Consider the following 13,720-nt stretch of genomic DNA (forward strand, 5'->3'; position numbering starts at 1 on the left):
TTCACATTATTATATTAAGTGTCACATTATTGGTTAGCTTTGGCAATATTGGAAATCAGTTTTCTTTTTTGATAGTTTACCAATCCCGCTGTAATAGGATTAACAGCCATAAAACAACAAAAAAGTGCAAAAAAATAACATTTTTGCAAGGGTTTTCATTATCTAGCGGAATATTGCCTGCTTAACCATTGTGAAACATGTGATAAAAGGGCATGAAAACGCTTATCTATCAATTTTTTTATTGTGAATTCAAAATATAATTGATTTCTAATATTGTGTCCTTGTTAAAAAAGTAACAACTTTTTCACTAAATCTATCTTATACTACAAGGGTATTCAATTTTTAATTAATGGAGGTACTAATTATGGCACTCGAAGCCTTAGGTTTGGTAGAAACGAGAGGATTGGTCCCAGCTATTGAAGCAGCGGATGCAATGCTTAAAGCAGCTAACGTAACACTTGTTGGTGAGCAAAAAGTTGGACATGGACTAGTTACAATCATGGTTCGTGGTGATGTTGGTGCTGTTAACGCATCAGTTGATGCCGGAGTTTCAGCAGCTGAAAACATTGGTGAAGTTACATCAAATTATGTAATTCCAAGACCACATGAAGACGTTGATAAGCTAATTGCATTAGAAACTGCAAAGAAGTAGGAGACTAACTCATGCAGAAACCTGATGAAAACGAATTAGTGGAAAAAGTTCTAGCTCAGGTCTTAAGAAATAATGTAGTTGATAACAAACAGAAAGTAGGTGTGAGTCGCTTGAGTTCATCTATTAATGGAGTAACAGAATTTATCGGAATAGCTCCAATTGGTGACACTATTGGAATGGCAATTGCAAATGTTGATCCTGAATTACTAAAGAATTTGCATGTTGAACATCCATATAGATCAATTGGAATCCTATCCGCCAGAACTGGTGGCGGACCACAAATTATGTCAATGGATGAGGCAGTTAAGGGTACTAATACTGAAGCTATTAGTGTTCAAATGCCTCGTGATACAAAAGGTGGAGCAGGACATGGTTCCTTAATCCTTGTTGGTGGTGACGATGTCTCTGACGTTCGTCAAGCTGTCAACATTGCATTGGAAAATGTTCCAAAGCACTTCGGGGATGTTTATAACACTCCTGCAGGTCACTTGGAACTCCAATATACAGCACGTGCAAGTCAAGTATGTAATCTAGCCTTCGGTGCTCCTGAAGGTAAAGCATATGGACTAATTGCAGGTGCACCAGCTGGTATCGGTGTTGTTATGGCCGATGTAGCTATGAAAGCAGCTAATGTAGATGCACTTTCATTTGCTTCTCCAGCACACGGAACAAGTTTTTCAAACGAAGGTATTTTACACATTTCTGGTGAGTCAGGAGCTGTTAGACAAGCAGTTCTTTCTGCCCGTGAAGTTGGTATTAAATTACTAACACAACTCGGTGGTACACCAACTAATGATTACCCTTCATACATCTAATAAAGAGATATCCAGACGTGAGGTGGATAATTTGAAGAGACAAAAGAGATTTGAGGAATTGGAAAAAAGACCAGTTCATGAAGATGGATTTGTTGATGAATGGCCTGAAGAAGGTTTCGTTGCAATGGACGGACCTTATGATCCAAAGCCTAGCGTAAAAATTGAAAATGGTGAAATTGTTGAATTGGATGGTAAGAAAAAGGAAGACTTCGATTTAATCGATTCTTTCATTGCTAAACACTCAATCAACAAGGACACAACTGAAAAAGTTCTTGCTATGGATTCACAAAAGATTGCAAACATGCTTTGTGATCCTAATGTAACTCGTGACAAGATCATTCCTATTACTACCGGTTTTACACCTGCAAAGGCTGCCGAAGTAATTGAACAATTAAATTTCGTTGAAATGATGATGGCAACACAAAAGATGCGTCCACGTAAGACACCAGCAACACAAGGACACGTTACAAACATTCGTGATAACCCTGTTTTAATTGCTGCTGATGCTGCTGATGCTGCATTAAGAGGATTCCCAGAACAAGAAACAACAACTGCTGTTGCTCGTTATGCTCCACTTAATGCCATTTCAATCATGGTCGGTGCCCAAACTGGACGTCCTGGTGTTCTATCACAATGTTCAGTTGAGGAATCAGAGGAGTTGAGTTTAGGTATGCGTGGTTTCACTGCATATGCCGAAACAATTTCCGTTTATGGTACTGAACAAGTATTTACCGATGGTGATGATACACCTTGGTCTAAAGGATTCTTAGCATCATGTTATGCATCACGTGGACTTAAGATGCGTTTCACATCTGGTTCAGGTTCAGAAGTTATGATGGGATATGCTGAAAAGAAATCAATGCTATATCTTGAAGCTCGTTGTATTTTCATCACAAAAGGTTGTGGTGTTCAAGGTCTTCAAAATGGTGCTGTTTCATGTATCGGTATCCCAGGTGCCGTTCCTTCAGGTATTCGTGAAGTTCTAGGTGAAAACCTTCTATGTATGGCAATGGATATCGAATGTGCTTCTGGTAATGACCAAGCATTCTCACATTCAGACATTCGTAGAACTGAAAGATTATTGGGTCAATTCCTTGCCGGAACTGATTACATTTCATCAGGCTATTCAACTGTTCCTAACTACGATAATACTTTTGCTGGTTCAAACATGGATGCTACTGACTATGATGACTACTATGCTATGCAACGTGATTTGAAAGTTAATGGTGGACTAATTCCTGCTAAGGAAGAAGATATCATCAAGGCTAGAAATAAAGCTGCTAAAGCATTGCAAGCTGTATTCAAGTCATTAGATCTTCCTGAGATCACAGACGAAGAAGTCGAAGCTGCAACATATGCATTCAGTTCAAAAGATATGCCTGACCGTAACATGGTTGAAGATATGAAAGCTGCTCAAGATCTTATGGATCGTGGAGTAACTGGTATCGATATCATCAAAGGCCTTTACAATGGTGGATTCACTGACGTTGCACAAGCTGTTCTTAACTTGTTACAACAAAGAATTGCCGGTGACTTCCTACAAACTTCAGCTATCTTTGATAAGGATTGGAACGTTATCTCAGCTGTAAATAATACAAATGACTACAACGGTCCTGGTACTGGATATCATATTGATGACGAGCTATGGAGCAAGATCATCGATATTCCAATGGCAATTAATCCAGCAGATGTTTAAAAGATAGTATGGAGGGAGGTCCAAATTATGAGTGAAGAAATCAATGAGAAATTACTTAGAGAAATAATTCGTCAAGTTATTACAGAAACAAAATCATCAGAAAAGAAAGTTGATTTTGGTAGTAGTTCATCAAACAATTCTGCTTCAACTGCTACAGCAACTAAGCCAGCACCAGGTACAGATGCACCTCTTAAGCTAGATTGGTTCAAGCATGTTGGTCCAGCTAAGAAGGGTACTTCATCAGATGAAGTTGTTATCGCTGTTTTACCTGGATTTGCTGAACATATGACAGAAAACTTGAAGGGTATCAAGCACAAGGATATTCTTCGTCAAGTTACTGCCGGAATTGAAGAGCAAGGACTAAAGGCTCGAGTTATCAAAGTTTACCGTACTGCCGATGTTTCATTTGCCGGTGCTGAAGGTGACAAGTACTCAGGTTCAGGTGTTGCTATTGCTATTCAATCAAAGGGTACAACAATTATTCACCAAAAGGATTTGGAACCATTATCAAACCTTGAATTGTTCCCACAAGCACCAGTTATTGACCTTGATACTTATCGTGCTATTGGTGCAAATGCTGCTAGATATGCCAAAGGTGAATCACCTTCACCTGTTCCAACTGTTAATGATCAGATGGCACGTGTTAAGTATCAAGCTAAATCAGCTTTGATGCATATTAAGGAAACTAAATATGTTGTCACTGGAAAGGGACCAGACGAAATCGAAGTCAACTTCGACTAATCTATCAGGTGGTATAAATGACAGAAATAAATGATTTAATTAGTAAAATTGTTAACAACGTTCAAGAAGAACAAGCTAACAACTCATCAAATACAACATCAAATTCTCAATCAGCCGGAACTGCAACTGCTGGTAAGACTATGACTGCTGCGGATTACCCATTTTTCCAAAAACACCCTGACTTAGTTAATGCCCCAACAGGTAAAAACGTTAAGGAAGTTACTTTGGAAGCCGCTATTAACGGTCAACTTAAACCAGAAGACTTACGTATTTCACCAGCTACGTTGAAAGCTCAAGGTCAAATTGCTGCGAGTGCTGGTAGACCATCAATTCAAAGCAACTTTGATCGTGCTTCTGAACTAACAGCTATTCCTGATGAACGTGTTTTGGAAATGTATGGTTCATTAAGACCATATCGTTCTTCAGAACAAGAATTGTTAGACATGGCCGACGAACTTGAAAACAAGTACAACGCAAAAATTTGTGCTAACTTCGTTCGTGAAGCTGCGACAGAATACAAAAAGCGCAAGAAGCTCAAAGGAGACAACTAGTTTAACGCTAGTTGGATGATAATTTGGAAAGAGTAATTGGAGTCGACATAGGTAATTCATCTACCGAAGTTGTTCTAGCTGAAATTTCAAACGATGGGTCTATCAATTTCATTAATTCCAATATTGCAGAGACTACTGGTATCAAAGGTACCAAGCAGAACATGATGGGAATTAGAAACTCAATTAGTGGATTACTTGATAAAAGTGATATCACGATTGATCAAGTTGATTTGATAAGAATCAACGAAGCAACGCCTGTTATCGGGGATGTTGCTATGGAGACAATCACTGAAACTGTTATTACTGAATCAACAATGATTGGTCACAATCCTAAGACACCAGGTGGTGTCGGTGTAGGAATTGGTTACACAATTGATATTCGCGATTTGGTTGATAATGGTGACAGTAATAAAGATTATGTTGTTATCGTTCCGAAAGAATTAGATTTCGGGGATGTTGCCAAGTTAATCAATACATATTGGAAACATGGATACAGCATTAAAGCCGCAATTCTTCAATCAGATGATGGTGTACTAGTTGATAATCGATTAGACAAAACCATTCCGATTGTTGATGAGGTTGCCTTCATCGATAAGATACCGGTAAATATGTTGTCAGCAGTTGAAGTTGCCGACAAGGGTAAGGTTATTTCACAATTATCAAACCCTTATGGTATTGCAACTGTCTTCAACCTAAATTCTGAAGAAACAAAGAACATCGTTCCTGTATCTCGTGCCTTAATTGGTAACAGATCAGCCGTTGTTATTAAAACTCCAAAAGGTGACGTTAAAGAAAGAGTCATTCCAGCTGGTTCAATCACTATCCATGGTAAACCAATGCCTAAGAAAGTTGGTTTATCCGGTGGGGCTGACAAGATCATGGATGTCGTTTCATCCTTTGATCAAATCGATAACGTTACTGGTGAAGCTGGAACTAATATCGGTGGAATGCTTGAACGTGTTCGTGAAACAATGGCGAAGTTAACTGATAAGCAAATGGATCAAATTGATATCCAAGATTTATTAGCAGTTAATACTTCAGTTCCAATCAATGTTAAAGGTGGTCTAGCTGGTGAGTTCTCAATGGAACAAGCAGTTGGAATTGCATCAATGGTAAAATCCGATCATCTTCAGATGTCTATGATAGCTGATGAGATGGAAAAGGCTTTTGGTGTTCACGTTGAAATTGGTGGTGCGGAAGCTCAATCAGCCATTCTAGGTGCTTTAACAACACCCGGAACATCTGCCCCAATGGCCATTTTGGACTTGGGTGCTGGTTCGACAGATGCTTCAATAATTAATCCCGATGGTGAGTCGGTTGCGATTCACTTAGCTGGTGCAGGAGACATGGTCTCAATGATCATCAATTCTGAACTTGGACTAGATGACATTTACTTGGCAGAAGATATTAAAAAATATCCATTAGCAAAAGTTGAAAGTCTCTTCTTCATCCGCCACGAAGACGGAAGTGTTCAGTTCTTTGATAAGGCTCTACCTGGTAATTTATTTGCCAAGACAGTCGTCGTTAAACCAGATGGTTTTGTACCAGTACCTGGAGATCTAAATATTGAAAAAATCAAGACAATCAGACAAACAGCTAAGAAACGTGTATTCGTTGAAAATGCTATTCGAGCATTGAAACACGTTTCACCAACTGGAAATATTCGTGATATTCCATTTGTTGTAATCGTTGGGGGATCAGCTCTTGACTTTGAAATCCCACAATTAGTAACTGATGAATTGTCACATTACAACTTGGTTGCTGGACGTGGAAACATTCGTGCAATTGAAGGCCCACGTAACGCGGTTGCCACTGGATTGATCTTATCGTATGCGGAAAGTTTGAGGAATAAATAATGGAAATTAACAAACCAGCCATTTTTATTGCGAAAGCTAGTGATTCAGAAAAATTTCAAACAGCCCTGTATGGAATCGAAGAGGAAGGAATTCCTTTCCGTGAAATCAACGATTCCGATATCAATAATCTTTCAAGCATGACAACAGTCGAGAAAGCGTATCAAGCTGCATTATCTTCAAAATTGGGCGTCGGTCTTGCTTATGATGATCAATATGCATATTTGCATCAAAAAAACCTTCCTGCTGCTGAACCACTTTTTAAAGTGTCAATCAGTAAGCAAGAAAGTATTAATCATCTAGGTACGAACGCCGCACGATTAGTAAAAGGTATTCCATTTAAAGACATAGAAGAAAAGGGTGAATAAAAAATGAGTGAATCCCTTGGGTTAGTCGAAGTTGTTGGTTATTCAACAGCTGTGTACATTGCCGATTCAATGGTTAAAACCGCTGATGTTCAAATTCAAAAAGTTGAACGTGCTAGAGGAGACGGTTGGATGACAGTTTATGTCACAGGAGATGTTGGTGCTGTAAATGCCAGTGTACAAGCTGGTGAGGATGCAGCGCAAAAAGTTGGAAACTTCGTTTCTTCTAGAGTTATTGCCAGACCAGCTGGTGATTTAGCTGAATTCAGTTATGCAAATACTGGTGCACCTGTTGCCCCAGAAACAGAAACTGAAGAGGAAGCCGAATCAGATAAGACTGAAAAAGCAGAAACAAAAGACCAAACAAATTCAACAAAACCAGCAACAACTAGACGTACAAGAAGTACTAGAAACACAAGAACTAATAACACAAACAACAAGAAAAAATAAAATTTCGGAGGAAATTATTATGAATAACGCTTTAGGAATGATCGAAACAAAAGGTTTAGTAGGTGCTATTGAAGCAGCCGATGCAATGGTTAAGGCAGCTAATGTATCTCTTGAAGGATACGAAAAAATTGGTTCAGGTTTAGTAACAGTTATCGTTCGTGGTGACGTTGGTGCCGTTAAAGCAGCCGTTGACGCAGGTACATCATCAGCCGAAGAAGTCGGAGAAGTTGTATCAAGTTACGTAATCCCTCGTCCACACGCAGATGTTGAAAAAATCTTACCTAACAACAAATAATCTGTAATTAAAAGAGTGGAGGAACACGAATGAATGACGAACAACTACGCACAATGATTCGCCGAATCATTAGCGAGGAATTAAATAATGACGATGGTGGAATTCCAATTGGTGTTTCAAACCATCATATTCACTTATCAGAAGAAGATTTTGCAACTTTATTCCCAGGTCAAAAGTTTGAATTGTATCGTCAATTGAAACAACCTGCTGACTTTGCTGCAAAGCAAACTGTTGATCTTATCGGACCTAACGGTTTCCAAGTTAGTCATGTAAGACTTCTTGGACCAGCAAGAAGCCACTCACAAGTTGAAATTTCACGTACAGAAGCTCGTGAATTGAATATCGATGCTCCTATTCGTTTATCAGGTAATCTTGATGGTACTCCATCAATTACTGTTAAATCACCAAACGCTGAAATTCAAGTTCAAGGTGTAATTGCTGCAAAGCGTCACATCCACATGAGTTTGGCTGATGCTGACAAGTATGGTCTTAAATACGGTGACATCGTCAAAGTTGAAATTAGATCACAAGATCGTAAGACAATTTTTGAAGATGTTGTTGCTAGACCTAGAAAAGATTTCGTTACTGAAATGCACATCGATACTGATGAAGCAAATGCTGCAAATGTACAAGCAGATACTAAGGCATACATCATTACTGATGATCAAGATAAATAGACCTTTAAGAAAGGATGGTGACCTGTAAGATGATAAACGATCAAGAGAAACTTATTGACGCTGTTATGAAAGTCATCGAAACAAGATCACATAATACTTTCAAGGTTGAAAGCACAGGTAAAGTTCCTGATGCTGAAGTTTTCTTGGTAAATAAAAAAACTATCATATCGTCATTGGATTTGTCATTCGTTCGTGATTTGAATGATTTCAATTTGAAAAATCCATGGGTCGATTGGATTCAGAAGGGATTAAGCTACGATGCTGAATTTGAAATGAAACTCGGATTTTCAAATTTGCAGTTGTTACCTTGGAACTTGTTAGTCCGAACACCGTTTACTTTTTACAGTAAAGATGACAAATTAGTTAGTGCTATTCAAAGGTCAGCTATCACTAGAAACGATGTAATGTTTTTAGAGCCTGGTAGTTACTTGTTGAAAGGTCAACATCAACTAATTACGGACTATGCAAAAGAAGAATTATATACAAGAAAAATAGAGACAGTGGAAAGGATTGAAGAAAATGTACATGGGAATTGTGGTTGGTAGTGTAGTTTCTACTCAAAAAGCCCAGTCATTGATCGGTAAGAAACTAATGATAGTTCAACCGATTGATAGTTCAAAAAATCCAGTACGTTGTGAAGAGGTGTCAATTGACACTGTCGGAGCTGGTATTGGTGAAGCTGTTCTATTGGTAAGAGGTGCAGCTGCAAGAATTTCAGATACAAAGAATGGCCCAGTCAGAAATGAAGCCAGTGATTCTGCAATTGTAGGAATAATCGATAGGTTTGATAAGTAGAGGAACAGATTATGGGAATTTATACAAAAAAAGGTGACAAAGGTAAGACTTCTCTTTATGACGGTACACGTGTTGAGAAATACTCATTAAGAGTTGAAACATATGGAACCGTTGATGAATTGAATACTCAAATCAGCGTTGCACAAAAGTTTTGTAAAGATCCAAAAAACATAGAACTTCTTGATACGATTCAAAACAATCTTTTTATCGTTGCGGGTGAATTGGCCAACGAAGATGCCGCAAACTTTTACAAAAATAGTAAGAGCATAGGGGCTGACGATACAAAACTACTTGAAAATGTTATTGATGAATACACTGCAAAATTGCCAGTAATACACGAATTCATTTTACCCGGTCGTAGTGTTGCCGGAGCACATTTGCATTTATCACGTTCTGTATGTCGTAGAGCTGAGAGATTGATCGACCATCTTCACGAAGAAGTTACGATTCGTCCCGATGTCTTGAAGTACGTGAACCGTTTATCAGATTTTCTATACATCTTGGCCAGAGACGAAGATTATGTTGATCATTTAGAAGGCTTAGTTGATAAAGTTCTTGATATTTATAAGAAAGAAGTGAATTAACGATGACACCAGAAAACATTTTTGTAAAAATGCAAAGTTCAATTAAAAATGCTGATGGCACTTCAGCTTTTGAGAGACATAATCTTCAAAATGCCCTAGATGCCGGAGAAAAAAAGGCAAATGAAATGGATGTTGGTGTGACAATGTGTATCACAGATGCATATGCTCAACCAATTCTCATGTATCATATGCCAAATGCAAACATGGTCAGTTTAGAACTTGCTCCTAAAAAAGCATGGTCAGCTGTTTCCATGAAGATGCCTACGAAAGATATTAGTGATCAGATTCAACCAGGTGCACCTTTGTATCAAATGGGTGGCATGTTGGATGGTAAACTAGCTTCATTTGCTGGTGGAAATCCTATTATCGTAAATAACCAACTCATTGGTTCAGTGGGTGTAAGTGGCGGTGCTGTTGAAGAAGATCAAGCAGTAAGTATGACAATCGTCAACTATATTTTGGAAGGACTTAAATAATGGATAATTTAGAAGAAAAAATTAGAAGCATCCTAAGTGAAGAACTTCAAAACGCAAGTAATTCAAGTTCAAGCACAACAACTGGTGCTGCTGATTCAGGCGAAAATGGTATTTTTGATAACGTTGACGATGCTATCGCAGCTGCAAAGGCTGCAGAAGATTCATATATTGATGCCTCAATTGAGACAAGAAATAAAGTTATTGACGCTATTAAAACAGGTTTCAAGCCATATATTGAATGGATGGCAAAACAAATTAAAGAAGAAACAGGTATGGGTACTGTTGATGCAAAGATTGCTAAACTAAACAATGCTTTGTACAACACACCTGGTCCTGAAATTCTTGAACCAGAAGCAGAAACTGGTGATGGTGGTTTGATCATGTACGAATATGCACCTTATGGTGTTATTGGTGCTGTTGGACCAAGTACTAACCCTTCAGAAACAGTTATTGCTAACGGAATTATGATGCTTGCCGGTGGTAACACTGTATACTTTGGTGCTCACCCTGGTGCAAAGAACATTACTCGTTGGACAATCGAGAAGTTGAATGAATTTGTATATCAAGCAACTGGTCTTAAGAACTTAGTTGTTGGTATCAAAGAACCAACTATCCAAGCTGTTCAAAGAATGATGGAACATCCTGATATTGCTGCATTGTCAGTTACTGGTGGTCCAGCCGTTGTACATCAAGCCATGACAAGTGGTAAGAAGGCAATTGGTGCTGGTGCTGGTAATCCTCCTGCAATTGTTGATGCTACTGCTGATGTTTCATTAGCTGCACACAACATTGTAGATTCAGCCGCATTTGATAACGATATTCTATGTACTGCTGAAAAAGAAGTTGTCGTTGAAAAGCCTGTTAAAGACGAATTGATCAAGAAGATGCAAGATGAAGGTGCTTTCCTTGTTACAAGCAAGTCAGATATCGATCACCTTGTTGATATGACGATTCAAGATAACGGTACTCCAGATCGTAAGTATATCGGTAAGGATGCAACATTTATCCTTGACGCTGCTCACATTTCATATACTGGAACACCAAAGATTATCATCTTAGAAGCTGACAAAGATCATCCATTTACATTGACAGAAATGTTAATGCCAATCATTCCAGTTGTATGTTGTCCAGATTTCGACAGTGCATTGAAGACTGCCGTATATGTTGAAGGTGGAAATCACCATACAGCATCAATCCACTCAAACAACTTGATCCAAATTAACAAAGCTGCTCACCGTATGAACACATCAATCTTTGTTGTTAATGGTCCTACATATTCAGGTACTGGTGTTGGATATACAGGTGCTTCTGCACTTACAATCGCCACACCAACTGGTGAAGGTACAACAACTGCTAAGTCATTTACACGTCGTCGCAGATTGAATTCACCACAAGCATTCTCATTAAAATCATGGAACTAAAGGAGTGTAAATAATGGTAGTAGATTTTAGTTTAAAACCACATGTAATTAGTGGTAAAGATAGCCTCGATACTCTCGACGCCATTAAAGATCAAACAATCCTTATGGTTTGCGATCCATTCCTTGATGGTAGTGATGAGCTGAATAAAATTCGTAGTCATGTTCATGCAAATAACCACGTTGAAGTATTTTCTGATGTTAAACCAAACCCTCCACTAACAAATATTATTGCTGGTGTCCGTGTGTTTGATAAAGTCAAACCAACTGTAATTATCGCTGTTGGTGGTGGTTCTGCCATCGATACAGCTAAAGCAATTCGTTTCTTTGGTGAAAAAGTTGCTAACTCTAAAGTTGGTTGCTTTATCGGTATCCCTACAACAAGTGGTACTGGTTCAGAAGTTACTAATACGGCTGTTATTACAGATGAAAAAAATAATGTTAAGTTCCCAATTATGGACGATTACTTAATTCCTGATATTTCATTGTTGTATCCTGAATTAGTAATGAGCGCACCAGCTTCAGTTGCTGCATATTCAGGTTTGGATGTTCTAACACACTCACTTGAATCATTAGTAGCTAAAGATAGTGACTTGTTCACAGATGCATTTGCTGAAAAAGCTATGAGCGTAATTTTTGATGACTTAGTGGAAGTTGTTATGAAACAACCTAAGAACTATGAATTGAGAAAGACTGTTCATGAAGCTTCAACAGCTGCCGGTATGGCATTTAATGCGGCTGGATTAGGAATTGCCCACTCAATTGCTCACCAATTGGGTGCAACATTCCACGTTCCACATGGTCTAGCATGTGCAATGACACTTCCATATGTCGTAGAATATAACGCTGCTAACAGTGACCTTGCTCTTCACAAGTATGCTGCTGCTGCACGTAAGTGTGGTTTAGTAAGTAACGGTGTTGGTGATAAAGTTGCTGTTAGAAAGATTGAAAGAACCATTCACCAAATGATGATGGAGATGAATTGTCCTAAATCATTACGTGCTTTTGGTGTCGATCATAATGAAGCTGTCAAAGAAACTGACAGAATTATTAAATATGCTAAGAAAGATGGTACCTTCCCAGGTAATCCAGTCGTTCCTAGCGATGATGATTTACGTGCAATTTATGAAAAAGTTATTGGCTAGTTAAATTTTTAGAAGTGGATGGGATAATATGGTATCAAAAATTTTATCAATTAATTCTGGGAGCTCATCTTTAAAGTTCAAATTGTATGAAATGCCCGAGGAAAATGTAATTACAAAAGGTATGGTCGACAAGATCGGACATGATGATGCCGTTTTTGAAGAGTCATTCCGTGATCAAAAGAAAAAGATTACTAAGAGTATTCCAAATCATGAAGAAGCTGTCCATCTAGTTATTGATAGTTTGATTAATAACAAGATTGTTGCAGATTTGAACGAGATTAAAGGTGTCGGACATCGTATTTCCAATGGTGGGGAAAAATACGAAAAATCAGTCATCGTTGATGATGATGTTGAAAAGACTATCGATGAATACTCTGTGCTCTCACCATTACATAATCCAGTCAACTTATTAGGTATCAAAGCGTTTGACAAGTTGTTACCTAACACACCACAAGTGGCGGTTTTTGATACAGCGTTTAATTCAACCATTCCTCCAGAAAATGCACTTTATGCCTTGCCTTACGAATATTACCAAAAATATGGTATTAAACGTTTTGGTTTCCATGGACCTAGTCATCTTTACATTACTGAACAAGTTCAAGATTTGTTCCCTAATGCAGATTCAAAGATTATTAGTTGTCACATCGGAAGTGGCGCAAGTATCTCAGCGATTAAAGATGGAAAAACTATCGATAATTCAATGGGATTCTCACCACTAGCTGGATTAATTATGGGAACTCGTTCCGGTGACATTGACCCACAAATCATTCCCTTCCTTCAGGAAAATGAAGGGTTAAGCACACAGCAGATTACAGATCTGTTGAATAAGAAATCTGGTTTACTTGGTGTCTCAGGAGTGTCAAACGACCTTCGTGATGTCGAGAAGGCAGCCAAAGAGGGCAACAAGCGTGCCCAAATGGCAATTAAAGCATTCGTTCATCGTATTCAAATTTATATTGGTCAATACATTGCGGAACTAGATGGCGTTGATACTATCGTGTTTACAGCCGGAGTCGGTGAACATGATGCTTCAATTAGAAAAGCTGTCATGGAGAACTTCCACTATGTTGGTGCTGAAATTGATGATGGACGAAATGATACTAACGAAATCGTAATTAGTTCTGATGAAAGCAAAGTCAACGTTGCGGTCATCCCAACTGATGAAGAGATTGTTATTGCTCGAGACGTATTTAGATTAGTTTAATTAG

General features: G+C 38.4%; 17 protein-coding genes. All 17 read left to right on the plus strand.

The features are described 5' to 3' along the window. The first annotated feature begins 364 nt into the window (after positions 1–364). The 17 genes from ABM34_RS00540 to ABM34_RS00620 are packed head-to-tail and all read left to right on the plus strand — an operon-like array spanning position 365 to position 13,716. A complete protein-coding gene (locus ABM34_RS00540) occupies positions 365–652 on the plus strand; it encodes a BMC domain-containing protein (protein WP_048702440.1) in 288 nt (95 codons plus the stop codon). An 11-nt stretch (positions 653–663) separates the two neighbouring features. Then, on the plus strand, positions 664–1,467 hold the full coding sequence (pduB, locus tag ABM34_RS00545; protein ID WP_083988230.1) for a propanediol utilization microcompartment protein PduB: 804 nt from the start codon (positions 664–666) through the stop codon (positions 1,465–1,467). A gap of 31 nt (positions 1,468–1,498) precedes the next feature. Then, the gene (locus ABM34_RS00550; RefSeq protein ID WP_048702441.1) at positions 1,499–3,163 is read left to right on the plus strand and encodes a propanediol/glycerol family dehydratase large subunit; all 1,665 of its coding nucleotides are present in this window, start codon (positions 1,499–1,501) and stop codon (positions 3,161–3,163) included. A 27-nt stretch (positions 3,164–3,190) separates the two neighbouring features. Beyond that, entirely contained in the window at positions 3,191–3,904 is a 714-nt protein-coding gene (locus ABM34_RS00555) for a propanediol/glycerol family dehydratase medium subunit (protein ID WP_048702444.1), read from the plus strand. A 17-nt stretch (positions 3,905–3,921) separates the two neighbouring features. Then, positions 3,922–4,455 (plus strand): diol dehydratase small subunit, encoded by a 534-nt coding sequence (locus ABM34_RS00560; RefSeq protein WP_048702445.1) that lies wholly within the window; start codon positions 3,922–3,924, stop codon positions 4,453–4,455. A 23-nt stretch (positions 4,456–4,478) separates the two neighbouring features. Continuing rightward, positions 4,479–6,311: a diol dehydratase reactivase subunit alpha gene (locus ABM34_RS00565; protein ID WP_048706284.1), complete on the plus strand. Its 1,833-nt coding sequence runs from the start codon at positions 4,479–4,481 to the stop codon at positions 6,309–6,311. After that, entirely contained in the window at positions 6,311–6,676 is a 366-nt protein-coding gene (locus tag ABM34_RS00570) for a glycerol dehydratase reactivase beta/small subunit family protein (RefSeq protein ID WP_053084435.1), read from the plus strand. The genes ABM34_RS00565 and ABM34_RS00570 overlap by 1 nt, the downstream gene beginning before the upstream one ends. A gap of 3 nt (positions 6,677–6,679) precedes the next feature. Further along, on the plus strand, positions 6,680–7,123 hold the full coding sequence (locus ABM34_RS12985) for a BMC domain-containing protein (protein WP_064505390.1): 444 nt from the start codon (positions 6,680–6,682) through the stop codon (positions 7,121–7,123). A 16-nt stretch (positions 7,124–7,139) separates the two neighbouring features. Further along, positions 7,140–7,418: a BMC domain-containing protein gene (locus tag ABM34_RS00580; RefSeq protein ID WP_269464895.1), complete on the plus strand. Its 279-nt coding sequence runs from the start codon at positions 7,140–7,142 to the stop codon at positions 7,416–7,418. Between the two features lie 29 nt (positions 7,419–7,447). Next, on the plus strand, positions 7,448–8,095 hold the full coding sequence (gene pduL, locus ABM34_RS00585; protein WP_048702447.1) for a phosphate propanoyltransferase: 648 nt from the start codon (positions 7,448–7,450) through the stop codon (positions 8,093–8,095). A 29-nt stretch (positions 8,096–8,124) separates the two neighbouring features. Beyond that, the gene (pduM, locus tag ABM34_RS00590; RefSeq protein WP_048702448.1) at positions 8,125–8,640 is read left to right on the plus strand and encodes a PduM family microcompartment protein; all 516 of its coding nucleotides are present in this window, start codon (positions 8,125–8,127) and stop codon (positions 8,638–8,640) included. Next, on the plus strand, positions 8,615–8,890 hold the full coding sequence (locus ABM34_RS00595; protein WP_048702449.1) for a EutN/CcmL family microcompartment protein: 276 nt from the start codon (positions 8,615–8,617) through the stop codon (positions 8,888–8,890). Before pduM ends, ABM34_RS00595 begins: the two co-directional genes overlap by 26 nt. Positions 8,891–8,901: 11 nt before the next feature. Continuing rightward, positions 8,902–9,474 (plus strand): cob(I)yrinic acid a,c-diamide adenosyltransferase, encoded by a 573-nt coding sequence (locus ABM34_RS00600; RefSeq protein ID WP_048702451.1) that lies wholly within the window; start codon positions 8,902–8,904, stop codon positions 9,472–9,474. Between the two features lie 2 nt (positions 9,475–9,476). Next, positions 9,477–9,950: a GlcG/HbpS family heme-binding protein gene (locus ABM34_RS00605; protein WP_048702452.1), complete on the plus strand. Its 474-nt coding sequence runs from the start codon at positions 9,477–9,479 to the stop codon at positions 9,948–9,950. Then, the gene (locus tag ABM34_RS00610; protein ID WP_048702453.1) at positions 9,950–11,371 is read left to right on the plus strand and encodes an aldehyde dehydrogenase family protein; all 1,422 of its coding nucleotides are present in this window, start codon (positions 9,950–9,952) and stop codon (positions 11,369–11,371) included. Before ABM34_RS00605 ends, ABM34_RS00610 begins: the two co-directional genes overlap by 1 nt. Positions 11,372–11,384: 13 nt before the next feature. After that, a complete protein-coding gene (locus ABM34_RS00615; RefSeq protein ID WP_048702454.1) occupies positions 11,385–12,512 on the plus strand; it encodes a 1-propanol dehydrogenase PduQ in 1,128 nt (375 codons plus the stop codon). 28 nt (positions 12,513–12,540) lie between these two features. After that, entirely contained in the window at positions 12,541–13,716 is a 1,176-nt protein-coding gene (locus ABM34_RS00620) for an acetate/propionate family kinase (RefSeq protein WP_048702455.1), read from the plus strand. Positions 13,717–13,720: the final 4 nt, after the last annotated feature.

The organism is Companilactobacillus ginsenosidimutans (genome assembly GCF_001050475.1).
GTDB classification, from domain to species: Bacteria; Bacillota; Bacilli; order Lactobacillales; family Lactobacillaceae; genus Companilactobacillus; species Companilactobacillus ginsenosidimutans.